Annotated in this window: 27 protein-coding genes and 1 pseudogene; 5 read left to right on the forward strand and 23 right to left on the reverse strand. The window is 73.5% G+C overall.

Annotated features, from left to right (window positions below; genetic code table 11):
• Nucleotides 1-44: 44 nt before the first annotated feature.
• A complete protein-coding gene (locus ABZ899_RS07400; RefSeq protein ID WP_361342054.1) occupies nt 45-704 on the reverse strand; it encodes a histidine phosphatase family protein in 660 nt (219 codons plus the stop codon).
• A 72-nt stretch (nt 705-776) separates the two neighbouring features.
• Between ABZ899_RS07400 and ABZ899_RS07405 the strand changes: the two genes are divergently transcribed.
• Nucleotides 777-2,270 carry a phosphatase PAP2 family protein gene (locus tag ABZ899_RS07405; RefSeq protein WP_361342056.1) on the forward strand — a complete coding sequence of 498 codons (1,494 nt, stop codon included), beginning with the start codon at nt 777-779 and terminating at the stop codon, nt 2,268-2,270.
• 131 nt (nt 2,271-2,401) lie between these two features.
• Nucleotides 2,402-3,235, forward strand: a complete 834-nt coding sequence (locus tag ABZ899_RS07410) for a methyltransferase domain-containing protein (protein ID WP_361342058.1) — start codon at nt 2,402-2,404, stop codon at nt 3,233-3,235.
• A 23-nt stretch (nt 3,236-3,258) separates the two neighbouring features.
• Here the strand turns inward: ABZ899_RS07410 and ABZ899_RS07415 are convergent, their stop codons facing one another.
• From ABZ899_RS07415 to ABZ899_RS07480, 14 genes are all read right to left on the reverse strand, one after another.
• Nucleotides 3,259-3,543 carry a gas vesicle protein K gene (locus tag ABZ899_RS07415; protein WP_361342060.1) on the reverse strand — a complete coding sequence of 95 codons (285 nt, stop codon included), beginning with the start codon at nt 3,541-3,543 and terminating at the stop codon, nt 3,259-3,261.
• Nucleotides 3,540-3,728, reverse strand: a complete 189-nt coding sequence (locus ABZ899_RS07420; RefSeq protein ID WP_361342063.1) for a gas vesicle protein — start codon at nt 3,726-3,728, stop codon at nt 3,540-3,542. The genes ABZ899_RS07415 and ABZ899_RS07420 overlap by 4 nt, the downstream gene beginning before the upstream one ends.
• Nucleotides 3,725-4,519: a GvpL/GvpF family gas vesicle protein gene (locus tag ABZ899_RS07425; RefSeq protein ID WP_361342066.1), complete on the reverse strand. Its 795-nt coding sequence runs from the start codon at nt 4,517-4,519 to the stop codon at nt 3,725-3,727. Before ABZ899_RS07425 ends, ABZ899_RS07420 begins: the two co-directional genes overlap by 4 nt.
• A complete protein-coding gene (locus ABZ899_RS07430) occupies nt 4,516-4,845 on the reverse strand; it encodes a gas vesicle protein (RefSeq protein WP_361342069.1) in 330 nt (109 codons plus the stop codon). The genes ABZ899_RS07425 and ABZ899_RS07430 overlap by 4 nt, the downstream gene beginning before the upstream one ends.
• Entirely contained in the window at nt 4,842-6,053 is a 1,212-nt protein-coding gene (locus ABZ899_RS07435; RefSeq protein ID WP_361342071.1) for an SRPBCC family protein, read from the reverse strand. Before ABZ899_RS07435 ends, ABZ899_RS07430 begins: the two co-directional genes overlap by 4 nt.
• Nucleotides 6,050-6,715: a DNA primase gene (locus ABZ899_RS07440; RefSeq protein ID WP_361342074.1), complete on the reverse strand. Its 666-nt coding sequence runs from the start codon at nt 6,713-6,715 to the stop codon at nt 6,050-6,052. Before ABZ899_RS07440 ends, ABZ899_RS07435 begins: the two co-directional genes overlap by 4 nt.
• Nucleotides 6,715-6,975, reverse strand: a complete 261-nt coding sequence (locus ABZ899_RS07445) for a gas vesicle protein GvpG (protein WP_361342077.1) — start codon at nt 6,973-6,975, stop codon at nt 6,715-6,717. Before ABZ899_RS07445 ends, ABZ899_RS07440 begins: the two co-directional genes overlap by 1 nt.
• A gap of 3 nt (nt 6,976-6,978) precedes the next feature.
• Nucleotides 6,979-7,764: a GvpL/GvpF family gas vesicle protein gene (locus ABZ899_RS07450; RefSeq protein WP_361342080.1), complete on the reverse strand. Its 786-nt coding sequence runs from the start codon at nt 7,762-7,764 to the stop codon at nt 6,979-6,981.
• Nucleotides 7,761-8,186 carry a gas vesicle structural protein GvpA gene (locus ABZ899_RS07455; RefSeq protein ID WP_361342083.1) on the reverse strand — a complete coding sequence of 142 codons (426 nt, stop codon included), beginning with the start codon at nt 8,184-8,186 and terminating at the stop codon, nt 7,761-7,763. The genes ABZ899_RS07450 and ABZ899_RS07455 overlap by 4 nt, the downstream gene beginning before the upstream one ends.
• Nucleotides 8,187-8,239: 53 nt before the next feature.
• Nucleotides 8,240-8,569: a gas vesicle protein gene (locus ABZ899_RS07460; protein WP_361342086.1), complete on the reverse strand. Its 330-nt coding sequence runs from the start codon at nt 8,567-8,569 to the stop codon at nt 8,240-8,242.
• Between the two features lie 76 nt (nt 8,570-8,645).
• Nucleotides 8,646-9,575 carry a non-homologous end-joining DNA ligase gene (ligD, locus tag ABZ899_RS07465; protein ID WP_361342089.1) on the reverse strand — a complete coding sequence of 310 codons (930 nt, stop codon included), beginning with the start codon at nt 9,573-9,575 and terminating at the stop codon, nt 8,646-8,648.
• On the reverse strand, nt 9,572-11,419 hold the full coding sequence (locus tag ABZ899_RS07470) for a transketolase (RefSeq protein ID WP_361342092.1): 1,848 nt from the start codon (nt 11,417-11,419) through the stop codon (nt 9,572-9,574). Before ABZ899_RS07470 ends, ligD begins: the two co-directional genes overlap by 4 nt.
• Complete coding sequence (locus tag ABZ899_RS07475; RefSeq protein ID WP_361342095.1) at nt 11,406-12,923, reverse strand: NAD(P)/FAD-dependent oxidoreductase; 1,518 nt, start codon at nt 12,921-12,923, stop codon at nt 11,406-11,408. The genes ABZ899_RS07470 and ABZ899_RS07475 overlap by 14 nt, the downstream gene beginning before the upstream one ends.
• A 126-nt stretch (nt 12,924-13,049) precedes the next feature.
• Complete coding sequence (locus ABZ899_RS07480) at nt 13,050-13,469, reverse strand: phage holin family protein (RefSeq protein ID WP_361342098.1); 420 nt, start codon at nt 13,467-13,469, stop codon at nt 13,050-13,052.
• A 96-nt stretch (nt 13,470-13,565) separates the two neighbouring features.
• Between ABZ899_RS07480 and ABZ899_RS07485 the strand changes: the two genes are divergently transcribed.
• Nucleotides 13,566-13,913 carry a VOC family protein gene (locus tag ABZ899_RS07485; RefSeq protein ID WP_361342101.1) on the forward strand — a complete coding sequence of 116 codons (348 nt, stop codon included), beginning with the start codon at nt 13,566-13,568 and terminating at the stop codon, nt 13,911-13,913.
• Between the two features lie 18 nt (nt 13,914-13,931).
• Here the strand turns inward: ABZ899_RS07485 and ABZ899_RS07490 are convergent, their stop codons facing one another.
• The 6 genes from ABZ899_RS07490 to ABZ899_RS07515 all read right to left on the reverse strand — a co-directional run bounded on the left by ABZ899_RS07490 (nt 13,932) and on the right by ABZ899_RS07515 (nt 19,881).
• The gene (locus ABZ899_RS07490) at nt 13,932-14,486 is read right to left on the reverse strand and encodes a GNAT family protein (protein ID WP_361342104.1); all 555 of its coding nucleotides are present in this window, start codon (nt 14,484-14,486) and stop codon (nt 13,932-13,934) included.
• A 19-nt stretch (nt 14,487-14,505) separates the two neighbouring features.
• Nucleotides 14,506-14,763: a LapA family protein gene (locus tag ABZ899_RS07495; RefSeq protein WP_361342107.1), complete on the reverse strand. Its 258-nt coding sequence runs from the start codon at nt 14,761-14,763 to the stop codon at nt 14,506-14,508.
• 85 nt (nt 14,764-14,848) lie between these two features.
• On the reverse strand, nt 14,849-15,772 hold the full coding sequence (locus tag ABZ899_RS07500; RefSeq protein ID WP_361342516.1) for an LD-carboxypeptidase: 924 nt from the start codon (nt 15,770-15,772) through the stop codon (nt 14,849-14,851).
• An 8-nt stretch (nt 15,773-15,780) separates the two neighbouring features.
• Nucleotides 15,781-17,745, reverse strand: coding sequence for a prolyl oligopeptidase family serine peptidase (locus tag ABZ899_RS07505; protein ID WP_361342519.1), 1,965 nt, complete (start codon nt 17,743-17,745; stop codon nt 15,781-15,783).
• A gap of 5 nt (nt 17,746-17,750) precedes the next feature.
• Nucleotides 17,751-19,055, reverse strand: coding sequence for a M20/M25/M40 family metallo-hydrolase (locus ABZ899_RS07510; RefSeq protein ID WP_361342110.1), 1,305 nt, complete (start codon nt 19,053-19,055; stop codon nt 17,751-17,753).
• On the reverse strand, nt 19,048-19,881 hold the full coding sequence (locus ABZ899_RS07515; protein WP_361342112.1) for a M55 family metallopeptidase: 834 nt from the start codon (nt 19,879-19,881) through the stop codon (nt 19,048-19,050). Before ABZ899_RS07515 ends, ABZ899_RS07510 begins: the two co-directional genes overlap by 8 nt.
• A 181-nt stretch (nt 19,882-20,062) precedes the next feature.
• On the opposite strand from ABZ899_RS07515, the gene ABZ899_RS07520 reads away from it, so the two are divergent.
• Nucleotides 20,063-21,556, forward strand: a complete 1,494-nt coding sequence (locus tag ABZ899_RS07520; RefSeq protein ID WP_361342115.1) for an APC family permease — start codon at nt 20,063-20,065, stop codon at nt 21,554-21,556.
• Nucleotide 21,557: 1 nt separating this feature from the next.
• A pseudogene (locus ABZ899_RS07525) lies at nt 21,558-21,944 on the forward strand (universal stress protein); the annotation flags it as partial.
• 89 nt (nt 21,945-22,033) lie between these two features.
• Here the strand turns inward: ABZ899_RS07525 and ABZ899_RS07530 are convergent.
• Nucleotides 22,034-22,756 carry a class I SAM-dependent methyltransferase gene (locus ABZ899_RS07530; protein ID WP_361342117.1) on the reverse strand — a complete coding sequence of 241 codons (723 nt, stop codon included), beginning with the start codon at nt 22,754-22,756 and terminating at the stop codon, nt 22,034-22,036.
• A 129-nt stretch (nt 22,757-22,885) separates the two neighbouring features.
• Nucleotides 22,886-25,321 carry a SpoIIE family protein phosphatase gene (locus tag ABZ899_RS07535; protein ID WP_361342120.1) on the reverse strand — a complete coding sequence of 812 codons (2,436 nt, stop codon included), beginning with the start codon at nt 25,319-25,321 and terminating at the stop codon, nt 22,886-22,888.
• Nucleotide 25,322 lies beyond the last annotated feature (1 nt).

Consider the following 25,322-nt stretch of genomic DNA (forward strand, 5'->3'; position numbering starts at 1 on the left):
GGGAGCCTGGGCAAACGCTTATCGCACGGGCCGGTGCCGGGCCCCTACGAACGCCGCCCGTCGACAGGCCGGCCCGTGGGTCCGCCCTCGCCCGCAGGGGCCACGATCGCGCCCGTCCAGGACAGCGCCTTCCAGCCCTCGCCGGGGCCGCCCTCCAGGATCACGACACCGGTGTTCTCCAACGGGTGGGCCGCGGCGAAGTCGACGTCGACGTTGGCGGCGCGGGCCGCGGTCCACATGCGGATGGCGGCGCCGTGGCTGACCATGGCGACCGTCCGGGCGCCACTGGCCGCGGCCTCGGCGACCACCGCGTCGTAGCGTCCGAGCGCCTCGTCGCCGCTCTCGCCGCCCGGCATCCGCAGCGACGTCTCCCCTGCGGCCCACGCGAACACGGTCCGCATGTAGGGTTCGGCCCGCTCGGAGTGGCCGGGCAGCAGCTCCAGGTCGCCGGCGGACACCTCGCGGATGCCGTCGCGCACCCGGACCTCCAGGCCCCGGGCGGCGGCCAGCGGCGCGGCGGTGGCCTGGGTGCGGATCAGGGTGGAGGCGTAGACCGCCTCGATGTCCTCGCCGGCGAGCGCGCCGGGCAGGGCGGCCGCCTGCTGTTCGCCGAGCGCCGTCAGGGGTGCTCCGGGGGGTGCCGTGTCGAGCAGGTAGTCCACGTTGGCGGTGGTCTGGCCGTGGCGGACGAGCAGCAGGCGCATGGACGGGTTCCTTCGTGTGTCGGTCCGCGCGGGCCGGACAGCTTGGGGCCGGTTCAGGGTACCCAGGGCTGTATGAGCCCTGATGTCGACCTCACCGTCCCCCTGCCAGGCCGGCACGCGCTGCGCGACCGGTTCCTCGCGCTCGACTCGCGGCTGTTCGAGTTCGCGGCCGAACGGAACTGGCCGTTCGCCGAGCCCGTCCTGCCGAGACTCAGCCGCAGCGCCAACCACGGGGTGCTCTGGTTCGCGGCGGCCGCCGCCATCGCCGCCTCCCGCTCGCCCCGGGGCCGCCGGGCGGCGGCGCGCGGTCTGGCCTCGCTGGGCCTGGCGTCGCTGACCATCAACACGCTCGGCAAGCGGTCCGTGCGCCGGCCGCGGCCCGGGCTGGACGCGGTGCCGCGGGTGCGGCAGCTCAAGCGACAGCCGATCACGACGTCGTTCCCGTCGGGCCACGCGGCGTCGGCGGCGGCGTTCGCGACCGGGGTCGCCCTGGAGTCGCCGAAGTGGGGTTTGGCGGTGGCGCCGGTCGCCTGGTCGGTGGCGCTGTCCCGTGTGTACACGGGGGTGCACTTCCCGAGCGACGTTCTGGTGGGCGCGGCCTTCGGGGCGGGCGCCGCGTTCGCCGTACGGGGGCTGGTGCCGACCCGCGAGCCGCGGGTCCCGCCGGCCCGGCCGCGCGCGGACGTGCCCGCGCTGCCGGAGGGGGACGGCCTGGTGATGGTCGTCAACAAGGGCTCGGGCACCCCGGATCGGGTGCGCACCCTGCTGGACCTGCTGCCGCGCGCCGAGGTCGTGGAGTGCGAAGCGCACCACATGGGCGACGAGTTGGAGCGGGCCGCCGGGCACGCCCGGGTGCTCGGGGTGTGCGGCGGCGACGGGACGGTGAACGCGGCGGCCGAGGTGGCACTGCGGCACGGGCTGCCGCTGGCGGTGCTGCCCGGCGGCACCCTGAACCACTTCGCGCTGGACCTGGGCGTGGAGGACGAGGCCGATCTGAGCCGGGCCGTGCTGCGCGGCGAGGCGGTGCGCGTGGACGTGGCCCGCTTCCGCAGCCCGGGCAGGCAGGGGGTGTTCCTCAACACGTGCAGCCTGGGCGTCTATCCGGAACTGGTGCGGGAACGCGACCGGTTCGCGTCCAAGATCGGCGACTGGCCCGCCGGGGTCCTCGCGACGATCCGCGTGCTGCGCCGGGACCGGCACCCGCTGCGGGCGGAGGCCGGGGGCCGCGTCCACCCGTTGTGGCTGCTGTTCGCCGGGAACGGCACCTACCACCGGGTGGGGCTCGCGCCCGCGCGCCGGCTGGACCTCGCGGACGGCGTCCTCGACGTCCGGATCGTGCACGGCGGACGCCGGCCGGCGCTGCGGCTGCTCGCCGCCGCCGTCGCCGGGCCCCTGAGCCGCTCACCCGTCCACGCGGCCGTTCAGGTCGCCCGGCTGCGGCTGACGGGCGTCGAGCCGGGGACCCCGCTGGCGTACGACGGTGAAGTGACGGAGGTGAGCGGCGAGGTGACGCTGGACAAGCTGCCGGAGGCACTGACGGTGTACCGGCCGCTGCCGGGCTCCTGAACCCCCTCCGTCGTCCCGCATGGTGATACACGGATATCACCATGCGGGACGTCGGCGTACGGTGAGGCGTACCGCCCGGTGCGGCCGTGCGCCGTCCTGGCGAGCCGTACGCCGACCCGAGGGGACCAGCCATGCCCGAGAGCCCGTCGCGGACGCGGGAGACCGCCGTCTACACCCATGGACATCACGAGTCCGTCCTGCGCTCGCACACCTGGCGCACCGCCGCCAACTCGGCGGCCTATCTGCTCGGGCATCTGAAGCCGCACATGCGGATCCTGGACATCGGCTGCGGCCCTGGCACGATCACCGCCGACCTGGCGGCCCTGGTCCCGGACGGGCACGTCACCGGGGTCGACCGGGAACCGGGCGTCCTGGAGCAGGCGTGCGCCACCGCCGCCGGACGCGGCCTGGAGAACGTCGGGTTCGCGGTCGGGGACGTGCACGCCCTGGCTTTCCCGGACGACACGTTCTGCGTGGTCCACGCGCACCAGGTCCTCCAGCACGTCGGCGACCCGGTGGCGGCCCTGCGCGAGATGCGGCGCGTCACCCGGCCGAACGGCTTCATCGCGGTACGGGACTCCGACTACGCGGCGATGACCTGGCACCCGGCGTCCGCCGGCATGGACGCCTGGCTGGACCTGTACCGCCGGGTCGCCCGCGCCAACGGCGGCGAGCCCGACGCCGGGCGCCGGCTGAAGTCCTGGGCGCGGGCGGCCGGGCTCACGGACGTCACCTGCACGTCGAGCACCTGGACGTTCGCCACACCCGGGGAGCGGGCCTGGTGGAGCGGGCTGTGGGCGGACCGCACGGTGGCCTCCGCGTACGCGGACCGGGCCACCGGGGGCGGGCACGCGACGGCGGCGGAGCTGCGGGAGGTGGCGGAGGCCTGGCGGGAGTGGGGGCGTCAGGAGGACGGCTGGTTCAGCGTCCTGCACGGGGAGATCCTGTGCCGCGAAAACGCCTGAGCCGGTTCACCGCCGGGCCCCGCTCACTCCCGGGGCAGCAGGGGGCCCAGCGGACCGAGGTCCAGGTTCAGATCCTCGGGCCGCAGGTCGTAGCGGTCCCGCAGCTCGGCCATGCGGTCCTCCAGCAGCATCAGCGTCAGTCCGATGCGCTCCTCCTGTTCCTCGCTGAGGCCGCCCTCGTCGAAGCGGCGCACCGCCTGGCGCTCCATGAGCTGGCGCAGCAACTCCACGACGGTCAGGACGAGTTTGACCAGGTCGCGTTCGACGGTGTCGGGGTCGAGGTCGAACCGGTTGCGTCGTTCGGTCACGGCCAGTCCCCCCAGGGCGAGGGGACCTGCTCGTTGACGGAGCTGATCAGCGCGTTCAGGTCGATGCGGACGAGGTCGACGTCGGCGATGCGCAGCGTGATGTCCCCCTTGACGACCACACCGCCGGCGAGCAGCCGGTCGAGCAGGTCCACGAGGGCGATCTCCCGCCGTTCGACGACGGTCACGACTCCACCCCCGGATCCTCCGAGAACTCCCCGGCGAAGGAGTAGGCCGCCCACGGCCCGGTGAGTTCGACCCGGATGCCGGGCACGTCGTCCTTCTCCCGGTCCACCAGTTCCACGAACTCCTCGGAGTCCGCGCGCGACACCAGATAGGCGGCGTTGAGCACGTTCTGGCCGGTGGCGCCGGACAGCGCGGCGTTCTGCGGGGCGTGCATCCGGGAGTCCTCGGCGAAGGCCGACAGCGTCGCGTGCAGCCGGTCGGAGAACTCCGAGGCACGCTGCCACACGTCGTCGTGCGCGCGCGTCTGGTCGCGCCGGCGGCGCAGGTAGTCGCGGCCCGAGACCGCCTTCGCCGGGGGCCGGCCGGCCCCCTCGGTCGCGTCGGAGGTCTCCGGCGGCCTCTCGACGTACACCTTCACGCCCCACTCCACCCGGCCCGCCAGCCGGTCGAGGACCCGCCGCAGCTCTTCCTCGCGGGCCTCGATCATGCTGCGCACGCCGCTGTCGTCGCGGAAGACGGTCGCCAGGCGCAGCGGCAGCGGGGTGGTGACGGCCGTGAGGGCGTCGATCACCTGCTGGTGGGCGCGGGCCGTCGCGGTGAGCCAGTCGAGGTCCTCCAGGTTGGCCCGCAGCGCCTCCTCCGTGAACTCCTGCTCCGGCACGGTACTGACGACGGCGACCAGCCCGTGATGGGTGAGCTGCTTCGGTGGAGCCCCCGAGACCCCGGACAGCTGGCGCTGCAGGGGGGACTCGTAGGGGTGGCAGACGGCGTAGACGTAGCGCAGACCGCTCATGGGGCCTCCTCCCGCTGGGGCCTGGCCGGCTCCAGCTGGGCCAGTCGCTCACGCAACTCGGCGTTCTCCCGGGCCAGTTCGTCGTGACGGGCGCGGGAGGACAGCGCGGGGTCGTCCTCCCACCAGTCGATGCCCATCTCCTTCGCCTTGTCGACGGAGGCGACGATCAGCCGCAGCTTGATCGTGAGCAGTTCGATGTCGAGCAGGTTGATCCGGATGTCACCCGCGATCACCACACCCTTGTCGAGCACCCGTTCGAGGATGTCCGCGAGATTGGCTCCACCTCCCTGGCCGTACGGGTCCGGGAGCCTGCTCGGCGTGGTCATCGTCGGCTCCTGCCGACCGCGGGCTCTTCCTCGGGCTCGTCCTCGTACTCGGCCTCCGGCTCCTCCTCGTCCTCGTAACCGTTCTCCGGCTCGTCCTCGTCCTCGGGCTCGTCCTCGTAGGACTCGTCGTCCTCGGGCTCGTCCTCGTACTCGGCCTCCGGCTCCTCCTCCTCCTCCTCGGCCTGCTCCTCGTCGTCCTCGGAGTCCTCGGCCTGCGCGTCGGGCTCGTCGCCCTCGCCGTCCTCCTCCTCGGTCTCGTCGCGGGCCTCGTCGTCCTCGCCCTCGGTCTCGTCGCGGCCCTCGTCTTCCTCGCGCTCCCGCTCCTCCTCCTCGACCGCTTCCTCGTGGCTGCGGACGACCTCGCCGTCGCGGATCTCACCGCGCCAGCCGTCCTCCGCCTCGCCCTTGAACGTGATGAAGCGGACGTAGTTCTTGAGGTCGAGCCTGACCCGGCGGCCCTGGGCGCGCCAGATGTTGGCGGTCTTCTCGAAGAACCCGGAGGGGTAGTACTCGATCACCAGCAGGACGCGGGTGAGGTTCTCGTCGAGGTGGTGGAAGGTGACGACACCCTTGGTGGTGCCCTTCGCGCCCTCGGAGGTCCAGGAGATCTTCTGGTCCGGCACCTGCTCGGTGGTCTGCGCCTTCCAGCTGCGGCTGGACCACCAGATCTTCCCCTGCCAGTCGGAGGTGGTGTCGTCGGCGCGGTTGGCGCTCTTCACACCCTTCGCGAAGGTGCTGAAGTCCTGGTACTGCGTCCACTGGTCGTACGCGGTCCGCAGCGGCACACCGACGTCGACGTGCTCGAGGATGACGGTGGGCTTGTTGCCGGCCTTCTTGCCCTTGCCGCCCTTGCCGCCCTTGCCGCCGAGGTTCTTGAACGCCCCGACCACCTTGTCCTTGGCGTGGCCCGCGCCGACCTCCAGCGCGCTGCGCACGGGGCCCTTGCCCTCGGCGAGCTTCTTCCCGCCGTCCAGGGCCAGCTTGGCGAAGCCGGGACTGTTGCCCTCGGCGATGTCGTTGAGCTTGCCGGTGGCCTCGCCGAGCTTGCGGCCGGTGCCGACGAGCAGACGCTGGGCCTGCGCGGCGAGGTAGTCCTGCACCTCGCTCTTGAGCCGGTCGGCGGCCTCGCTGTGCGCGAGGTCGGACAGAGGCTGCTTCTTCGCCGCTCCGCCGGCCGCGGAGCCTGCGGAGCCGAGTGTCTCGGTCATGCTCCGTCACCACCCTGGGACCGACGCGAGCCGCCCGTGGTCCTGCGGGCCGCGGACCGCGCGGAGCCGGTCTTCTTCGCCGCCGCCTTCTTCGCGGGGGCGCTCTTCTTGGCCGGTGCCTTCCTGGCGGCCTTCTTGGCCGGAGCCTTCTTCGCCGCCGTCTTCGCCGGGGCCCGCTGCTCGCGCTCCCCGTCGTCGGAGTCCTCGGAGTCCTCGGAGTCGTCGTCGGCGCGCGGCTCCTCGTCCTCGTCCTCGTCCTCGTGGGCGTCCTCGTCCTCGTGGACGTCCTCGTCGTCGTAGGCGTCCTCGTCCTCGTGGGCGTCCTCGTCACGGCCTTCGGAGCCGTCGCCCTCCAGCTGCTCGCGCACCTCGGCGGTACGGCCGTGCAGCCGGTCGGCGAGCGCCTCGATCTGCCGCTCCACCAGCGCCCCGGAGGCGGCCTTGCCGACCCCGCGCAGGTCCTGCCGCAGCTGGTCGCCGATCTCCTTGAACTGCGGGTTGCCCGCCAGCTGCGTGGTGACCAGCTCGGCCAGTGCCTTCGGGGTGAGGTTCAGCTTCTTGCCGGCGACAAGGCTTCCCACCGCCAAGGCCATCTTGGCCTTCTTCGTCCGTCCGAGGACGTATCCGGCCCCTATCGCGAGGCCCAGTCCAACTCGGTTCATCATGCCGTCCTGTCACCGTTCCCGTAGCCTGCGCGCAGTCCCGTGTCGAGCCGGTCGAGCAGTTCGTCCTCGCGGCGGTCGAACTCTTCCTCGTCGATCTCGCCCGAGGTCAACTGCTCCTCCAGCCGTGCCAGTTCGGCCCGCACGGCACTGGGGTCGTAGTAGAGGCGCTCGGCCTCCTCCAGCACTTTCTTGATGACCCAGCCGCTACCGCGCGCCGGAGCGAGCGGCAGCAGCAGGATCTCTCCGAGCAGTCCCATGACTCACTCCCTGGCGACCTCGCCGGCCGCACCGCCGCCCGTGGCCTCCGCGAGGCCGGAGTCGCCCGGACCCGGCTCGACGAAGCTGTACGGCGGCAGCGGCCCGTTGAGCCGCACCTCGAGATGCGGGTGCCCCTTGCGCAGCTGCTCCACGGCGGCCAGGAACGCGTCCGCCTCGTCCCGGGCGACCAGGAAGGACACGTTGGCGAGCCAGCCCGAGGAATCGGGGCCCACGCTGATGTCGGCGGCGGCCGGTTCGAGCGTGTGCCGCACGTCGGTGGCGTCCTGCGCCTCCTGGGCCTTGACGGCCGCGGCCACCATCTCGCCGAGCCGCAGCCGGTCGTCATAGCTGCCGCCGCCCGCCGACCGGTTGGCCTCCGTCATGGCCCGCAGCTCGGGGTTCTCCGACAGGACGCGGTGCAGCACCGCGTCCTCCACGTGATTGGCCTTGACGTTGTACTCGTCCTTGCCCTCCAGGGCCGCGAGACGCTCCGTGTAGTGGTCCGCGCGTTCGGCGAGCACGGAGACGACCGTGTCGTCGTCGGGCGAGACGCTGCCGAACCGCATCGGCAGCACACACCCCGCGGCGCCCGCCTCGGCGAGCACGTTGGAGTGCGCGAGCAGCTCACGGCGCTTGGGTCGCAGCTCCTCCGGGGCGTCGCTCACCAGGGCGGCGAGGCGGCCCTCCTTCAGGACCCGCACGGGCCGCGCCGGGTCACCGACACCACCCATGTCCTCGGGGAGGGCAGGGTGCGAACTCGCGGTGATGCCGTACACGTATGTGCTCACTCCTGCTCCTCCTTCCGGCGCGAGGCCGTCGACTTACGGGCGCGCCGCGGGCGCTCCTCGCTGCTTTCCTCCCGCGCCTGCTTGAAGGCGTCGGAGACGGTCTCGGCGGCTCCGGAGAGTGCGCCCTTGGACTTGCCCCGCGCGCCGGACTCGGTGACCTCACCGACGATCTCCGGCAGGCCGGGGCTCTTGTTGGGCCCGGACTCCAGGTCGAGCCGGTTGCACGCCTCGGCGAAGCGCAGGTAGGTGTCGACGCTGGCCACGACCACCCGTACGTCGATCTTCAGGATCTCGATTCCGACCAGGGACACCCGGATGAACGCGTCAATGACGAGTCCCCTGTCCAGTACAAGTTCAAGTACGTCATAGAGGCCGCTGCTGCCGCCTCCGCCGCCGGTCTGCTGTGCCGGGACAACGGTCATGCCGACCGTTCCTCCTTGTCTCGGGGACGGTGTGCTGGGTGGGGGGCGCCGGCCTAGCGGCCGCCGCGCCGGGCGTCGGAACGCCCCCGCTCGTACCGGCCCAGACGCCGGTATCCGGTGAGCTGCCCCTCGGAGTCCAGTTCGACCTGGTAGCTCGCCATCAGGCTCATCGTGTCGGGGACGCGGGACAGCTCCAGGACCTCGACTTCGAGGGTCCAGCCGTCCTCCGTGCGATCGAAGGACGTCACGGTCTCCGCTTCCATACCGGTGAGCTCGGCGAGCTGGGCCCGCGCCTCGCGCAGTACCTCCATGGGGGTAGGCCCCTTGCCAGTCCCGTCCGTCTGTCGTCTGGATGAATTGGATGTGTTCTGTGAATCATTCATGGGCGCCTCCTACGCCGTGTGGCCCGGAAAGAGCCCCGTAAACCGCCGACTTGCCTCCGTTGCGGCCCGCGCCCGATCAGTCACGCAGGGTCGCGAGACGGCGGCGGGCCGGCCCCAGGGCCCGGGCCCGGCCCAGTCCCGCCCAGGGGTCCGTCCCGGCCTGCTCGACGGCGTCGGCGATGCTCCACCGGCGTGCGTGCAGCTCCGGGTCGTCGACGGCGTCCCACGTCACCGGAGTGGCGACGGGGGCACCGGGCCGGGCACGGACCGTGTAGGGGGCGACGGCGGTCTGGGCGTAGGCGTTGCGCTGGACGTCCAGGTAGAGGCGGTCGCCGCGGTCCTTCTTGCGGGCGGCGGTGGTCAGCCGGTCCGGGTGGGCCGCCGCCAGCGTCTCGGCGACCTCGTGCGCGAACTCCCGGACGGTGTCGAAGTCGTCCCGGCCGTCGAGGGGGACGACGACGTGCAGCCCGCGCGAGCCGGTCGTCATGGGCGCCGACGGGAGTTCCAGTTCGTCCAGGAGCTCGTGCAGCAGGCGGGCGGCCTCTCTGACGTGTTCGAAGTCGTCCCCCGGCGGGTCGAGGTCGAAGACCAGCCGGTCCGGGTGGTCGAGGCCGCCCGTCGTGCCGGTGCGGGACAGCCAGCGGTGCAGGGTCAGACACGCCTGGTCGACGAGGAACACCAGGGTCGCCACGTCGTCGCACACGGTGTGCGTGACGGTGCCGCCCTCCTTCGGCACCTCGACACGGGTGATCCAGTCCGGGTAGTGCTCAGGGGTGTTCTTCTGCATGAACGTGGGGCCGTCGATGCCGTCGGGGTGCCGCTCCAGCATCAGCGGGCGGCCCCGCAGGTGCGGCAGCATGTGGGGCGCGACAGCCCGGTGATAGTCGAGCAGGTCGCCCTTGGTGTACTCCTTCGCTCCCCCGCCGCCGGGGAAGAGCACCTTGTCGAGGCGTTTGACCTCGACGGTGCGGCGGCCCGCGCGCACCGTCGTGGCGTCGTCGGTCACCGTACGACCGCCTCCTCGACGAGCAGTTTGACGGCCGAGGCGATGGACGCGGCATCGATGCCGGCGGCGTGCAGCTGCTCGTCGGGCGAGGCCGAACCCGGCATCATCCGCACGGCCAGGCGCACCAGCCGGGGCACGGGGCGCCCGTCGGAGAAGGCGTCCACGACGGCGTCGCCGAGGCCGCCCTCCTCATGGTGGTCCTCCACGGTGACCAGGCAGCCCGTCTCCTCGGCGGCCCGGCGCAGGGTCTCGCGGTCGACGGGCTTGACCGAGTACAGGTCGACGACCCGGACGTCGATGCCGTCGCGGGCCAGCGTGTCGGCGGCGGCGAGCGCCTCGTGGACGGTGACGCCGGCCGCGACCAGGGTCAGCCGGTCCCGCTCGCCGGAGCGCAGCACCTTGCTGCCGCCGACCGGGAACTCCTCGTCGGGGCCGTACAGCACGGGGGCCGCGCCGCGCGAGGTCCGCAGGTAGCGGACGCCGTCGAGTCCCGCCATGGTCGCGACGAGCTTGGCGGTCTGGTTGGCGTCGCAGGGGTACAGCACCGTCGAGCCGTACACGGCCCGCATCATCGCCAGGTCCTCCAGGCCCATCTGGCTCGGGCCGTCCTGCCCGATGGCGACGCCCGCGTGGGAGCCGACCAGGTTGATGGAGGCGCCGCTGACCGAGGCCATGCGCACGAAGTCGTAGGCGCGGGCCAGGAAGGCCGCGAAGGTCGAGGCGTACGGCACCCAGCCGCGGGCCGCCAGGCCCACGGCGGCGGCGACGAGCTGCTGCTCGGCGATGTAGCACTCGAAGAACCGGTCGGGGTGTTCCTTGGCGAAGGCCTCGGCGCGGGTGGAGTCGCTGACCTCGCCGTCGAGGGCGACCACGTCGCCGCGGCCGGAGCCGAGCGCGGCGAGCGCCTGGCCGTAGGCGTCACGGGTGGCGACCTTCTCGCCCTGTTCCCAGCGGGGCAGTTCGGTGTCCGCGGCGGGCACCGGGTGCGGCGGGCGCGACGTGTGCGGTTCGTGCACATGGAAGGTGCGGTCGCGGCGGCCGCCGAGCTCGGCGATGGCCTCGTCGGCCTCCGGCAGCGGCTTGCCGTGCAGGCCCTCGCGGTCCTGGACGGATTCCACGCCCTTGCCCTTGAGGGTGCGGGCGAGGACGACCGTGGGCTGGCCGGTGGTGGAGCGGGCCTCGCCGAAGGCGCGGTCGACGGCGTCCACGTCGTGCCCGTCGACCTCGATGGTGTGCCAGCCGAACGCCTGGAAGCGGCGGGCGTAGGCGTCGAGGTCGTGGCCGTGCCGGGTGGGGCCGCGCTGCCCGAGCCGGTTCACGTCGACGATCGCGGTGAGGTTGTCCAGGCCCTCGTAGGCGGCGTGCTCGGCGGCCTCCCAGACGGAGCCCTCGGCGAGCTCGCTGTCGCCGCACAGCACCCAGACCCGGTAGTCGCTGTGCTCCAGGCGCCGCCCTGACAGGGCGATGCCGACGCCGATCGGCAGGCCCTGCCCGAGCGAACCGGTGGCGGTCTCCACGTACGGCAGGCGCCGGGGCGTCGGGTGCCCTTCGAGGCGGCTGCCGAGCTTGCGGAAGGTGACCAGCTCACCGTCCTCGATGGCCCCGGCGGCCTTGTAGGCGGAGTACAGCAGCGGCGACGCGTGGCCCTTGGAGAGGATGAAGCGGTCGTTTCCTGGGTTCTCGGGCCGGTCCACGTCGTAGCGCAGGTGGTTGGCGAACAGGACGGCCACCAGGTCGGCGGCGGACATCGACGACGTCGGGTGCCCCGAGCCGGCGGCGGCGGAGGCCCGCACGCTGTCCACGCGCAACTGCTGGCCGAGTTCGACGAGTTCATCGGTGTTCATGGGTCCCCTTCCGGGAGGTGGAGGCGGTGGGCTTGTCGCGGTGCTGCGCCTTCTCCTCGTGCTGCGCACGGTGTTCGGGCCCCTTCACCGGGCCCGGGGGTTCGGGGTGCTTGACGGCGTCGGGGTCCTGCACGGGGTCGGACGCCCCGGACCCGGCCTTCGCCGTTTCGTCGCCGTCCGGCGCGACCGCACGGTCCGGGCCGCCCGGCATGCGGACCAGCTCCGGCGAGGCGGTGTCCAGGGGCACCGACCACGACCGGACGAGGCCCAACTGCACGGCCTGGCGCGGGAGTACGGCGTCCAGCAGCCAGTCGGCGGCGACCCGCACCCGGTTGCCGGGCATCGCGGCGAGGTGGTAGCCGCGGGTGACGGCGCCCGCCGCCGCTCCGGACAGGTGCACACCGAGCGGGTTGGCGGCCGCCTTGACGCCGCCCAGGTCGACGACGAAGCCCAGGTCGCGGTGGCGGTAGGCGCGCCGCTCCCCCATGCCGAGCGAGGCGGCGACGTTGTGGGCGACGGTCTTGCCCTGCCGCCAGGCGTGCTGGGCCGTCATCGGCGTGTACGAGCCCGGCTTCTCCAGGTCGGGCACGGCGGCCGCGTCCCCGGCGGCGAACAGCTCGGCGCGGCCGGGCACCTGGAGGTGCGGGTCGACGAGCAGCCGACCCCGTTCCAGGGGCAGTTCGAGCGAGGCGGCGAGCGGGTCGGGCCGTACGCCGACGCACCAGACCAGGGAGCGGGTGGGCACGAACTCCCCGTCGCTCAGCAGGACCCCGTCGTGGGTGGCCTCCTTGACGGAGGTGCCCGTCCGCACGTCGACGCCTCGCTGCCGCAGCACCTCGTCCGCGGTGCGCGCGAGCCGCTCGTCCAGTTCCGGCAGGACGCGGTCGGCGATGTCGAGCAGCATCCAGTGCGGGCGCATCCCGACGGGCAGCGGGCGCTTGCGGACCTGGGCCTCGGTGAACAGCTGGCCCTGCGCGGCGACCTCGGTGCCGGTGTATCCGGCGCCGACCACGACGAAGGTGCAGCGCGCCCGGCAGCGTGCGGGGTCGTCGGCCGCGGCGGCCAGCTCCACCTGCCGGGTGACGTGGTCGCGCAGGTACAGCGCCTCGGGCAGACTGCGGAAGCCGTGGGCGTGCTCGGCGACCCCCGGGATGGGCAGCAGCTTGTTGACGCTGCCCGCGGCGAGCACGAGCCGGTCGTAGGAGAGGGTGCCGCCCTCTCCCTCCGGCCCGGTGTAGTGCACGGTGCGCCCGTCGAGGTCGATGCCGTCGGCCTCGCCGAGCACCAGCCGGACGTGCGGCAGGGTGCCGGAGAGGGCGACGGTGACCCGGCGGGGCTCCAGGATGCCGGCGGCGACCTGGGGCAGCAGGGGCAGGTACAGGAAGTAGTCGGTCGGGTTGAGCAGGGTGATGTCGGCCTGATGCCGGGTGAGCCGGGACAGGGTGCGGGCGGCACGATACCCGGCGAACCCGGCGCCGACGATCACGATGCGGGGTCGACTCACGGTGGGCCTCCGGCCTTGTCGATCGCGTGTCGCGTACCTCGGGAGCCTTCCGCGTCCCCCTGGCCCGTCCCTCCAAACGTCCCCCGGTACCGGCCCCGCGGCCACCGGGGCCCGGTGGCCCGGCGGCTACCGGTGGTCGTGCGGGCCGGTCGGCGCCTGGCCCGTCGTGGGCGGGGTCGACGGCATCGGCGGGTACGGCACGCCCCGGCCGTCCGTGGCGGAGCCGTGAGCCGGGGACGCCTCACGGTGGCCCCGGGACGGGCGGGCCGCCGCGCGCAGGGCGTAGGCCACCGCGGCGAGCACGGCCGCGGTGATCAGCGCGGCGGCCCAGTCGGGCAGTCCGGTGGCGAGGCCGAGGCCCAGGGCCAGCGCGAGGGCCGCTCCGGCGTACAGCGCGGCGGCGCCCGATCCGGCGTAGAGCGCGGCGCGTCGGCGCTGCCGGCGCGTCTGCTCGCGCAGTTCGTCGCGCACGGTCTCCCGTGCCACCTGCGCCAGTTCGTCGACCAGGTGCTTGTCCAGATGCTCAAGATGATCCAAGCGGTCCATGCCCGGCGGGTACCCGAACGGAGGGTCGGGTAACGGGGAGTGAGCGGATCGCGTGAAGCGATCACCGGCGCCGGGGCACGCCATTAGGCTTCCGGCATGGACATTCTGGGAGCCACGCTGCGCGTGTGCGTCGACGACCTGGAGGCCGCGGTCCCCTTCTACGAACGCCTCGCCGGCGGCACCGCCCTGCGCTTCGAGCGCGGCGGTGTGCGGGTGGCCGCGGTCGGGTGCTTCCTCCTGATGAGCGGGCCGCCGGCGGAGCTGGAGGTGCTGCGCAAGGTCGCGGCGACGATCGCGGTCTCCGACGTCGAGGAGGCCCGGAAGGTACTCGGCGAGATGGGCGCGCAGATCGTGGCGGGCCCGGTCCCGACGCCGGTGGGCCGCAACCTGATCGCGATGCACCCGGACGGGGCGATCTACGAGTACGCGGACCGCACGACCTGAGCCGGCGGCGCGGCGCGGTCAGCGCGGGCCGCGCATCTCCGTGGTGATCGCCCACCGTTCGTGGTCCCGCCACGCGCCGTCGATGAACAGCATGTCCGGCGAGTAGCCCTCCAGCCGGAACCCGCAGGCGCGGGCGAGAGCGATGGAGGCGGCGTTGCCGGGCTGCACGTTGATCTCCAGCCGGTGCAGCCCCATCATCCCGAAGGCGTGGTCCATGACGAGGCCCAGGCCCTCCCGCATGAGGCCGCGCCCGGCCGCGTGCGCGAAGGCGCCGTAGCCGAGGGCGCCGCTGCGGAAGGCGCCCTGGACGATGTTGTTGATGTTGATGTAGCCGACGAGGGCGCCGCCGCCGTCCTTGGCGCACACCAGGAAGCCGGCCTTGGTGCGGTCCTCGATCAGCCGTCCCGCGTACGCGGTGTACGCGGCGGCGCTGTCGGGCGGGAAGAGCCAGGGCCGGTGCAGTTCCCTGCTCTCGCGGACGCGTGCGGTGAACTCGGCACCGTCCTCGTAGGTGAAGTGGCGTATGCCCACACGGGGGCCTTCGGCGAGGTAGGGGGAGGCGGGGTGCGGCATCGGGTCAGCCTACGTCCCGCTAGCGGCGCCGGCGCGCAACGAGCAGGGCGCCGATCAACGCCCCGATGACTCCCATACCGAGGAGCGCGACCCACAGGGGCATGGTCACCACGGGGATCAGCAGCCGGATCTCGGTCTCCTCGGTGTTCTGGAAGATGAGGACCGCGGCGAGGACGACGAGCACCAGCGCGACGATCCGGCGGAGGGTGAGCACCCGGGCCGGGCCGCCCCGTCTGCCGTCCGCGCTCGGTCCGCGGCGGGACGTCTTCGGGGTCATGCCTCCAGCATGCTCCTGGGCGCGGGTCCCCGCACGGTGAGCGGCCGCCGGCCGCAGCCGTACGGTCGCACACCGTGACCGGCGGTCAGCGCAGCGCGGGTTCGTCCAGCGTCAACGTGCACGCGTCGGCGTCGAGTTCGGCGCCGAGACCGAAGGGGATCGTGAGCGCCCCCGCGCCGTGTCCGAACCCGAACTCCTCCGCGACGGGCACGCCGAGCCCGCCCAGCCTGTCCTCCAGCACGGCGCGCACCTCGTCGTACGGCCCGCACTCCTCCCACGACCCGAGCAGGACGCCGCGCACCCCGTCGAGCAGGCCCGCGCGCAGGAGTTGGGTGAGGGCCCGGTCGAGCCGGTACGGCTCCTCCCCCACGTCCTCCAGGCAGAGCAGTCCGCCGTGCGCCGAGGTGCGGGCGTGCGGGGTGCCCAGTTCGGCGGCGAGCAGGGTGAGGCAGCCGCCGAGGGTGACGCCGTGGGCCCGGCCCGGTACGAGCGCCGAGCCGCCGGAGGCGATGACGCGCACCGTCTCGGGCTCGAAGAGGGTGGCCCGCAGATGGTCCTGGGCGCGGGCGTGCTTGAGGAAGTCGACGCCGGCGGCCATCGGGCCGTGCAGGGTGGCGAGCCCCAGCCGCACGGCGAACGCCTCGTGCAGCACGGTGATGTCGCTGAATCCGACGAACACCTTGGGTCCGGCCGCCGCCATGGCGTCCCAGTCGAGCAGGTCGACCATGCGCTGGGCGCCGTAGCCGCCCCGCGCGCACAGTACGGCGTCGACGGACGGGTCGCACCAGGCGCGCTGGAGGTCGGCGGCCCGGTCGGCGTCCGTGGCAGCGAGATAGCCGAAGCGGTCGTGCCGGCCGCGTACGTGCGGTGCCACGACGGGGTCGAGGTCCCAGCCGCGCAGCACGTCGAGGCCGGACTCGATCCGCTCCTCGGGCACCGGTCCGCTGGGCGCGACGACGGTCACACGGGCGCCGGCGGCGAGTCGGGACGGCCGTCGCAACGGCCGCAGGGGCGGGGTCACTTGGTGCGCTCCAGGGTGGGGACGCCGGGCGGGTCGAACCCGAAGACCTGGGCGTACAGGGACAGTTCGGCCTCCAGGGCGCGGACCATGGTGTCCGCGCGGCGGAACCCGTGGCCCTCCCCCTCGAAGGCGAGGTAGGCGTGCGGCACATGGCGCCCCTCCAGCCGGGCGAGGAACCGTTCGCACTGGGCGGGCGGGCAGATGACGTCGTCCAGGCCCTGGAGCAGCAGGAAGGGCGCCGTGAGGCGGTCGGCGCGGGTGACGGGCGAGCGTTCCTCGTACCGGCCGGGCACCTCGGCGAGCGGTCCGACGAGGCTCTCCAGGTACTGCGACTCGAAGTCGTGGGTCTCCCCGGTGCCCCAGCCGGTCAGGTCCAGGATCGGGTAGATGACCGTGCCGCAGGCGTAGACGTCGGTGCTCGTCAGCGACGCCGCCGTGGTCCAGCCGCCCGCGCTGCCGCCGCGGATGGCGAGCCGGTCGCGGTCGGCGGTGCCCTCGTCGGCGAGGGCGAGCGCGACGGCCGCGCAGTCCTCGACGTCGACGACGCCCCACTGCTCGCGGAGCCGTTCGCGGTAGGCCCGGCCGTACCCGGTGGAGCCGCCGTAGTTCACCTCGGCGACGCCGATGCCCCGTGAGGTGAAGTAGGCGACGGTCAGGTCGAGGACGAGGGGCGACCGGGAGGTGGGTCCGCCGTGCGCCCAGACGACGTAGGGCGGCGCGGTGTCGCCCGGGGCCGCGCAGTCCGGGTGGCGCGGCGGGTAGATGTGCGCGTGGATGTCCTGCCCGGCGGGGCCGGTGAAGGTGCGGACCTGCGGTTCGGGGTAGTAGGCGGGGTCCACGGCGTCCTGGTGGGCGGCGCCGATCACCCGGCAGTGGCCGGTGCGGGTGTCCAGTTCGACCACCTCGTGGGCGGTGTGCGGGCCGGCGCCGACGGCCACGACCCGCTCCCCGTGGGCGGCGAGCGTCGGCGCGAACTCGGTCCAGGGGCCGGCCACGTCGACGATCTCGCCGGTCTCCGGGTCCAGGACGCCGAGGCGGAGGGCGCCGCGTCCGTGCAGGACGGCGACGAGGCCGCTGTCGAGCGGGGCGAACCAGCGCAGCCCGAGCTGCCACAGCGGCCCGCCGAACTCCTCCTCGCGCGGGCACAGGGGCTCGCCGTCGCGGTACAGGTTCCACCAGCCGCCGGCGTCGCTCGCGTGCAGGAGGCGGCCGTCGGGCGTCCAGCCGGCCTGGGCGACGGACTCCTCGGGGCCGCCGGCGACGGTCCGCGGGTCGTCGAGGGTGCCGTCGGCGGTGATGTCGGCGACGAGCAGTTCCGTGCCGTCCCAGGGCATCCGGGGGTGGTCCCAGGCCAGCCAGGCGGCCCGGCGCCCGTCCGGCGAGATCCGCGCCCCGGTGACGAACCGGTGCGGCCCGTCGGTGAGTTCGCGCACGGCGTCCCGGTCGTCCGCCGCCGAGCCGTCCAGCGGGACGGCGGCCAGGACGCGCCGCACATCGGTGGGCGCCTCGCCCGTGAACTCCTCCAGCACGCACCACACCTCGCCGAGGTCGGTCCGCACCCGCGGCTCCGCCCAGCGCAGCCCGCCGCCCACCGGGGACACCGGGGTGAGCGGACGCGGCTCGGCGCCCTCCTCGTACCGGTAGAGCCGCTGGTCGGCGAAGTTCACGAAGACGACGAGCGGTCCGGCGTCGGTGGTGGCGCCGGCCCACGGCTGCCCGCCGTACTCCATGACCCGGCTGCGCACGTTCCACGGCGGCGGCAGCACCGACTCCTCGTGCCCGTCGGCGCGGCGGCGCACGAGGGTGCGCCGGCCGCCCTCGGCGGGCCGCGGTTCGGTCCACCACGCCTCGTCACCGACGACGCCCACGAAGTCGGGCCGCCCGTCGTGCGCGGCGGCGAGCCCCGCGTCGATCGGCGAGGGCCAGGATCCGTACGCCAGAGTCCGCACTGTCTCCCCCAGGTCGTCTAGGCCGTGCGCAGGAACCGGTCGAGCACCCGGACGCCGAAGTGCAGCGCCTCGACGGGCACCCGTTCGTCGACGCCGTGGAACATGGCCGAGTAGTCGAAGCCCTCCGGCAGCTTCAGCGGCGAGAACCCGTAGCCGGTGATGCCGAGCCGGGAGAACTGCTTGGCGTCCGTGCCGCCGGGCATGCAGTACGGCACGGTGCGTCCCTCGGGCGCGAACTCCTCGACGGCGGCCCGCATCAGGGCGAACGTCGGCGAGTCCAGCGGGGACTGCAGGGCCACCTCGCGGTGGTGGAACTCCCAGTCCACGTCGGGCCCGGTGAGTTCGTCGAGGGTGGCGCGGAACTCGTCCTCGTGGCCGGGCAGGAACCGTCCGTCCACGAACGCCACGGCCTGGCCCGGGATGACGTTGATCTTGTAACCGGCTTCCAGCATCGTCGGGTTGGCGCTGTTGCGGACGGTCGCCTCGACGAGCTTGGCGGCGGGGCCGAGCTTGTCCAGCAGACAGTCGACGTCGTCCAGGCCGGTGTCCAGGCCGTACAGCTCCGCGAGTTCGGTGAGGGCGCCGCGCACGGTCGGGGTCAGCCGCACCGGCCACTCGTGGGCGCCGATCCGGGTGATGGCGGCGGCGAGCCGGGTCACCGCGTTCTCCCGGTTGGGCCGGGAGCCGTGACCGGCCCGGCCGTGGGCGGTGAGCCGCAGCCAGCCGGTGCCGCGCTCGCCGGCCGAGATCGGGTAGAGCTGCCGTCCGCTCCCGTCGTGGAAGGTGAAGGCGCCGGACTCGCTGATGCCCTCGGTGCAGCCCTCGAACAGGGCGGCGTGCCGGTCGGCGAGGAAGCCGGAGCCGTCCTCGGCGCTCGCCTCCTCGTCGGCGGTGAACGCGATCACGATGTCCCGGCGGGGCCGCACGCCCTGGCGGGCCCAGGCCCGTACGACGGCCAGGACCATCGCGTCCATGTTCTTCATGTCGACCGCGCCGCGGCCCCAGACGACGCCGTCGCGGACCTCGCCGGAGAAGGGGTGCACGCTCCACTCGGAGGCGTCGGCGGGGACGACGTCCAGGTGCCCGTGGACGAGCAGGGCGTCCGCGGAGGGGTCGGTGCCCTCGAGGCGGGCGACGACGTTCGTGCGGCCGGGTGTGCGCTCCAGCAGCGTGGGTTCCAGACCGGCCTCGGCGAGCCGGGCCGCGGCGTACTCGGCGGCGGGCCGCTCCCGGCAGTCGCCGCCACCCCGGTTGGTGGTGTCGATGCGGATGAGGTCGGACGTGAACGTCACGACCTCCTCGAGTGCCTGCCCGTCAGCCATACTGCTCCTCCACCGCGGCCGAGACGATCGTGGTGACCGCCTTGAAGGTCCGGATTCCCTCGTACATGCGCTCGCTGGTGTACGCCACCTTGCGCTCGCCGATCCGTGCGACACCGGGGACGACGGTGGCCGCCATCGCCAGGTGCTCGGCGTCGAACTCGACGGCCACCGTGTACGGCCCGGCCTGCACGGGCTCCCCGCGGACCGCGAGGGCCGCGGCGCCCTCGGCCGCCGCGCGGATGTCGGCGGCGGTCCTCGCCGGTGTGCGGCACACGGCCGCGTACCGGGAGACATGGTCCTTGACGGCGACCTTCAGCGCCTCGGGCGCGTAGCCGAGCGCGTCCTCGCAGGCCACGTCGTCGCCGGTGACGAGGACGACGGGGACGCCGTACTCGGCGACGACGTGCGCGTTCAGCAGACCCTCGCTCGCCCGGACGTCGTTCAGCCAGACCCCGGTGATGGAGTTGGCGAGGTAGGTGTGGGCGAGGACGCCCTCCATGCCGGCGCCCGCGTGGTACCCGATGAAGGCGACGCCGTCGATGTCGCCGTGCTGGACGCCCTCCACCATCGACAGCGCCTTGTGCCGTCCGGTCAGCATCTCGGCCCGCTCGTCGAGCCGTTCGAGCAGCAGGTTGCGCATGCTCCAGTGGGCCTCGTTGACGAGGACGGAGTCGGCACCGCCGTCGAAGAAACCGCGCACGGCCGCGTCCACGTCCGAGGTGAACATCCCCCGGCACCGCTCCCACTGCGGTGTCCCCGGCAGAACGTCCCCCGGCCAGGTCACGCCGGTCGCGCCCTCCATGTCGGCGCTGATGAGGATCTTCATGGGGCGCCACGTTACGCGCCCCCGCGAGAACCCGCCACGACCGGTCCCGCGGCCCCCGCACACCCCGGCGCGGGCACCGGCTGGGCACACGGGTGGAAGTCGGGGCGCGGGCGCGGCGACCACCGGGCGGTCCGGACCGTTCGCTGTTTCATGAGGTCAGGGACGACCGAAGTGAGGCGGCATGGCCGGAGCCGGCACGGGCACCCAGGAACCGGACTCGCTGAAGCCCGACGCGATCGGGTTCCTCGACGCGCTCGTCATCGGGCTCAACTCCACCTCGCCCGCGTACTCGCTGGCCGCGGTGATCGGCCCGCTCGTGGCGCTGGTCGGTGTGTACGCGCCCGGCGTGATGCTGGCGGCGTTCGTGCCGATGCTGCTGATCGCGTCGGCGTTCTACCACCTCAACAAGGTCGACCAGGACTGCGGCACGACCTTCTCCTGGGTGACCCGCGCGATGGGGCCGTGGGCGGGCTGGCTCGGCGGCTGGGCCATCACCATGACCGGTGTCCTCGTCGTGGGCTCGCTGGCGGACGTCGCGGTGACGTTCGCGCTGCTCGCCTTCGGGCTGGACGGCTGGGCGGACGACGAGTGGGTGCGGCAGATCCTCACCGTGCTGCTCATCCTGGTGATGACGGCGGTGTGCGTCATCGGCACCGAGGTGTCCGCCCGGGTGCAGAACGCGCTGATCCTCGCCCAGGTCGCCTGCCTGCTCGCGTTCGCCGTGGTGGCGCTCTACCGGGTCTACGCCGGCACCGGGGACCTCGACGCCGTGAAACCGCAGTTCGGCTGGCTGAACCCCTTCGGCGCGGGCGGCGCGCGGCTGACGGCGGGGCTGCTGCTCGGCGTGTTCGTCTACTGGGGCTGGGAGTCGGCGGTCAACCTCACCGAGGAGACCGAGAACTCCGCGACCGCCCCCGGTGAGGCGGCCGTGTGGTCGACGGTCGTCCTGCTGGTCACCTATGTGTCGGTCGCCGTCGCGGTCGTGGCCTACGCCGGTCCCGCCTTCCTCGCGGAGAACGCCGACGAGGAGGAGTTCATCTTCGCCCTCCTCGCGGGCAAGGTGATGGACGGCTGGGACTGGATCGTCCTGCTGGCCGTGTCGACGTCCGGTGTGGCGTCCACGCAGACGACGATCATCCCGGCCTCGCGCACCGCGCTGTCCATGGCCCGCCGGCACGCCCTGCCGGCCCGCTTCGGGCACATCCACCACCGTTTCCGCACGCCGGACGTGAGCACGTGGTGGGTGGCGGGCATCGCCATCGCCTGGTACCTGGTCATCCGTCGGATCAGTGAGAACGCCCTGTTCGACTCGCTCACCGCACTGTCCCTGCTGATCGCCTTCTACTACGCGCTCACCGGCCTCGCGTGCGCCGTCTACCACCGGCGTCACCTCACCGAGAGCGTCCGCGCCTTCGTGCTGATCGGCCTCGGCCCGGTGGTGGGCGCCGGGCTGCTGGCGTGGCTGCTCGTCGAGTCGATCGCCGACATGGCCGACCCGGCCAACTCCTACAGCGGCGTCTCGTGGTTCGGTCTCGGGCCGCCCCTGGTCATCGGGATCGGCATCACCCTCGCGGGCGTGATGCTGATGGTGGTGTGGCGGCTGAGGGCGCCGGCCTTCTGGGCGGAGCGCCCCGACGTGGCCGACCCCGACCTCGTGCACGGCGAGGAGTCCTGACATGCCCGCGGTGTGCGGCGACGACGAGCCCCCGGGCGCGGTCCGCGCGCTCTCCGTCGCGCTTGAGGTGGCGGCCGCGTTCGGCGACACCCTTGTGCTGGTCCACGGGGCGGCGCCGGGCGCGCTCGGCGAGGAGTACGCCGCCCACCGGGACGCGCTCCAGAAGGCCGGCCGGACCGCGCTGGACCACGCGCTCTCCGTCGCCGCCGAGGCCGGGGTGGCGACGACCGTGGAGGTCATCGACCGGAAACCGGCGGCGGCGCTGCTCGACGCCGCCTCACGGCACGGGGCCCGCCGCGTCGTCGTGGGCTGGGGCGAGAGCCCGCTGCGGGGCGCCCTGCCGGGCTGCACCCCGCACGAACCGCTCCACCTGTCCCCCGTCCCGGTGCTCCGCGTGCCGGCGGACTCGCAGGGGGTGTCTTGCCGATCAGGCCGGATCAGCGTGCCGGGAGCCCGGCATGATCGGCGAGACGCCCCTCAGGGCCGCCCCGCCACCAGCCACGTCGAGGGCAGTTCGACGCGGGTTCCGTCGGGGCCGTGCTCGGTGGTGGCCAGCGGCAGCGTGCCGCTCGCGAGCACGTCGAGGCCGGCCGCGCGCAGGTACCCGGTCAGCGCGTCGTCGGTGACCTCGCCCGGCGCTATGCCGTGCCGCAGGATCGGGGCCAGCTTGGGTGGCGGCCCGGCGGGGCCCCGCGCCAGGCCCATGAGGACGTGCTTGGCGGCCTCGGAGGGTTCGACGAGGAGGACCCGGCCGCGCTCGCCGGCCAGCACGGCCAGCCCGTCCGCCATCGCCTGCCGGTCGTCGGGGGCGGCCTGGTGCAGGACACCGCGCACATAGACGTTGGCGTCGCCGAGTTCGGCGTGCAGCCTCTGGACCTCCGCCTTCTCCACCACGTCGAGCAGCCGGTACGCCGCCCGCCCGGCCGGATCGGCCCGGCGGGCGTGGTCGAGGGCCGCGGCCGACAGGTCGGCGCCGACGACGCGCGGGAAGCGGCCGGCGAGGAAACGGGTCTGGGTGCCGTTGCCGCAGCCCAGGTCGATCACCACCAGGCCCGGATCGGTCAGGTGCGGCTCCAGCAGGGGCAGATGACGACCGGCGGTCAGCGCCGGCTCCGCGTCCCAGAACACGGCGCCCTGCTCCCCCGGGGCCTCGCGCCAGAAGCCCTCCCAGGCGTCCCGGTACCGACTCGTCACGCTCATGACCGACTCCCCCTGGGGTGCGACCGGCGACCGCCGAGTGACGGGCGGGTCCGGTCTATCGCGGCCGGGCCGGGTCCGACAAGCGCCCGGCGCGTACCTTCACGTCTCGTCCGGAACCTCCGCCGGACGTCAGCGGCCGGCGAGCGTCAGCTCGAACCAGACGGTCTTGCCGGTGCCCGTACGGCTCGCGCCCCAGGCGCGGGCGAGCGCGCTCACGACGCGCAGCCCCCGTCCGGCGGCGTCCTCGGGTCCGGTGTCCAGCAGGGTCGGCAGCTCGTGCTCGTCGTCGTCCACCTCGCACAGCAGCGTCTCGCCGCGCACGAGCCGCAGTCCGACGGGGCGGTCGCGGGAGTGCCGGACGGCGTTGGTGACGAGTTCGCTCACCAGCAGTTCGGCGGTGCCGGCGAGCCGGGTCAGGCCCCAGGCGCGCAGTTGCTCACGGACGAGGGCGCGGGCGCGGCCCGCCTCGGCCGGGTCGAGGGCGAGCCGGTGCACGGCGACGTCGGCGGGGGCGATGCCGTTGAGGCGGGCCATGAGCAGGGCGACGTCGTCCTTGCGGCCGCCGCGCGGGTTGAGGGCGCGGACGATGGCGTCGCACGCCTCGTCCATGGACGCGGCCGGGTGGGCGGCGGTTTCACACAGGACGGCGAGTCTGACACCGATGTCTTCGCCGCGCAGCTCGACCAGACCGTCGGTGCACATGACGATCCGGTCGCCGGGCTCGACGCGTACGCGCGCCTCTTCGAAGGGCACGCCGCCGACGCCGATCGGCGCGCCCGTGGGCAGGTCGAGCAGTTCGCCGTGCCCGCTGTCGGCGCGGACCAGGACGGGCGGGATGTGGCCCGCGTTGGCGAGGCGCAGCTCGCCCGCGAGGGGGTCGTAGACGACGTACAGGCAGGTCGCGAGGTGGTTGTCGCCGAGGCGCTGGGCGAGGTCGTCGAGGTTGCGCAGCAGTTGGGCGGGCGGCAGGTCGAGGGCGGCCATGGTCTGCACGGCCGTGCGCAGCTGGCCCATCATGGCGGCGGAGTTGAGGCCGTGGCCCATCACGTCGCCGACGACGAGGGCGGTCCGGGCGCCGGGCAGCTTGACCGAGTCGAACCAGTCGCCGCCGACCCGTCCGAGGAGCGTGCCCGGCAGGTACCGGGTGGTGATGTCGCAGCCCGTCATGCGGCGGGGGATCTGCGGCAGCATGCTGTCCTGGAGGGTCTCGGCGACGCTCTCCTGGTACGTGTACATCCGGGCGTTGTCGAGCACGAGGCCCGCTCTGGCGGCGAGTTCGGCGCCGGTGACCCGGTCCATGTCGTTGAACTCGACGCGTTCGGGGTGGCGCAGCAGGATCATGAAGCCGAGGACGACGTCGCGGGCCTTGAGCGGGACGACCAGCATCGAGCGGCCGGTGATCAGCGGGCGGATGTCCCGCTTCTCGAACTGGGACGCGATGGCGTGCCCCATCTCGGGGCTGATCCGCGGGACGAGCACGGGCTCGCCGGTCGTCATGCACCGGAAGAACGGGGTGTGGGCCGGAAAGGGCATGGCCTCGCCGACCGGTACGACGTCGTCCCAGCGGCCGGGTTCATCGGTGTGCTCGAGGGCGACCCGGTGCCACATCGTGGTGGTGTCCGGCACCCCGTCGGGGAACCCCTCGCCAGCGACGACCTGTTCGCGCAGATAGGTGCCGGCGACGTCGGTGAAGCGCGGGACGACGGCCTTGCTGACCTCGACGATGGTCTGGGCCAGGTCGAGGGAGGTGCCGATGCGGCCGCTGACCTCGTTCAGGAACTCCAGGCGCTCGCGTACGGCGGCGTACTCCAGGTCCTCACCGTCGTCGGGATCCTCGGCCGGCGCCGGTAAGCCGTGGGCGGCGGCCCGGGCGGCCCGCTCCCGGCGGGCCCGGCGTTCGACGCGCCGGGGCACGCCCCAGTCGGGAGTGACGGGCACCCGGTCGTTCTGGCTGAACTCCAGGACGGGGTAGCCGAGTTCCAGGATCTGGCCGACGATCCGGGCGCTCTCGTCGACGCTCATGCTGGGCAGGATCTCGGGGAGCTTCGAGGCGAGTTCCTCGGCGCCGGGGAAGTCGGTGTGCAGGGCGAAGGCGGGCGCCACCCGGTCGAAGCCGGGGTCGTCGCCGGTGGTCTCCTGCTGGAGCCGGCCGACGTCGGCGCCGAGCACGAGCAGCCGCTCCGGTCCGGGGCCCACCAGAGGGTAGGCCCACCACAGGACGTCGACGCGGTCCCGCTCGGGCACGGTCAGCCGGGCCCGTCCGGCGGCCGGGTAGTACAGCCGCCCGTCGAGGGACGTCTCCAGGTCGTGCCCCGAGTCGTCGTAGGCGCCGTAGGGCCCGTACGGCGAGATGTCGCCGTCCTCGGGCAGTGCTCCGGACACCGGCAGGAGGTCGACGGCGGGGTGCCCGATCGCCTCCTCCTTGGTGGCGCCGAAGAGGCGGCGCGCGCCGGAGCTCCAGTGGGAGACGAGCCCCGCGCGGTCGACCACCACCACGGCGAGCGGGATGCGTCCGGTCGCGGCGTGCTCGGTCGCCGCGCCGTCCCTTTCGGTGCCACGGTCCATG

The organism is Streptomyces sp. NPDC046859 (assembly GCF_040645135.1).
Classification (GTDB): Bacteria; Actinomycetota; Actinomycetes; order Streptomycetales; family Streptomycetaceae; genus Streptomyces.

Excerpts from the sequence above, each read along its gene's own strand:
- ABZ899_RS07445 (WP_361342077.1), bottom strand. The coding sequence starts at position 6,975 with ATGGGACTGCTCGGAGAGATCCTGCTGCTGCCGCTCGCTCCGGCGCGC.
- ABZ899_RS07535 (WP_361342120.1), bottom strand. The coding sequence starts at position 25,321 with ATGGACCGTGGCACCGAAAGGGACGGCGCGGCGACCGAGCACGCCGCG.
- ABZ899_RS07455 (WP_361342083.1), bottom strand. The coding sequence starts at position 8,186 with ATGACCGTTGTCCCGGCACAGCAGACCGGCGGCGGAGGCGGCAGCAGC.
- ABZ899_RS07515 (WP_361342112.1), bottom strand. The coding sequence starts at position 19,881 with ATGAAGATCCTCATCAGCGCCGACATGGAGGGCGCGACCGGCGTGACC.
- ABZ899_RS07440 (WP_361342074.1), bottom strand. The coding sequence starts at position 6,715 with ATGAACCGAGTTGGACTGGGCCTCGCGATAGGGGCCGGATACGTCCTC.
- ABZ899_RS07410 (WP_361342058.1), top strand. The coding sequence starts at position 2,402 with ATGCCCGAGAGCCCGTCGCGGACGCGGGAGACCGCCGTCTACACCCAT.
- ABZ899_RS07460 (WP_361342086.1), bottom strand. The coding sequence starts at position 8,569 with ATGAATGATTCACAGAACACATCCAATTCATCCAGACGACAGACGGAC.
- ABZ899_RS07490 (WP_361342104.1), bottom strand. The coding sequence starts at position 14,486 with ATGCCGCACCCCGCCTCCCCCTACCTCGCCGAAGGCCCCCGTGTGGGC.
- ABZ899_RS07495 (WP_361342107.1), bottom strand. The coding sequence starts at position 14,763 with ATGACCCCGAAGACGTCCCGCCGCGGACCGAGCGCGGACGGCAGACGG.
- ABZ899_RS07520 (WP_361342115.1), top strand. The coding sequence starts at position 20,063 with ATGGCCGGAGCCGGCACGGGCACCCAGGAACCGGACTCGCTGAAGCCC.
- ABZ899_RS07530 (WP_361342117.1), bottom strand. The coding sequence starts at position 22,756 with ATGAGCGTGACGAGTCGGTACCGGGACGCCTGGGAGGGCTTCTGGCGC.
- ABZ899_RS07430 (WP_361342069.1), bottom strand. The coding sequence starts at position 4,845 with ATGACCACGCCGAGCAGGCTCCCGGACCCGTACGGCCAGGGAGGTGGA.
- ABZ899_RS07480 (WP_361342098.1), bottom strand. The coding sequence starts at position 13,469 with ATGGACCGCTTGGATCATCTTGAGCATCTGGACAAGCACCTGGTCGAC.
- ABZ899_RS07510 (WP_361342110.1), bottom strand. The coding sequence starts at position 19,055 with ATGGCTGACGGGCAGGCACTCGAGGAGGTCGTGACGTTCACGTCCGAC.
- ABZ899_RS07485 (WP_361342101.1), top strand. The coding sequence starts at position 13,566 with ATGGACATTCTGGGAGCCACGCTGCGCGTGTGCGTCGACGACCTGGAG.
- ABZ899_RS07405 (WP_361342056.1), top strand. The coding sequence starts at position 777 with ATGAGCCCTGATGTCGACCTCACCGTCCCCCTGCCAGGCCGGCACGCG.
- ABZ899_RS07425 (WP_361342066.1), bottom strand. The coding sequence starts at position 4,519 with ATGAGCGGTCTGCGCTACGTCTACGCCGTCTGCCACCCCTACGAGTCC.
- ABZ899_RS07400 (WP_361342054.1), bottom strand. The coding sequence starts at position 704 with ATGCGCCTGCTGCTCGTCCGCCACGGCCAGACCACCGCCAACGTGGAC.
- ABZ899_RS07435 (WP_361342071.1), bottom strand. The coding sequence starts at position 6,053 with ATGACCGAGACACTCGGCTCCGCAGGCTCCGCGGCCGGCGGAGCGGCG.
- ABZ899_RS07470 (WP_361342092.1), bottom strand. The coding sequence starts at position 11,419 with ATGAACACCGATGAACTCGTCGAACTCGGCCAGCAGTTGCGCGTGGAC.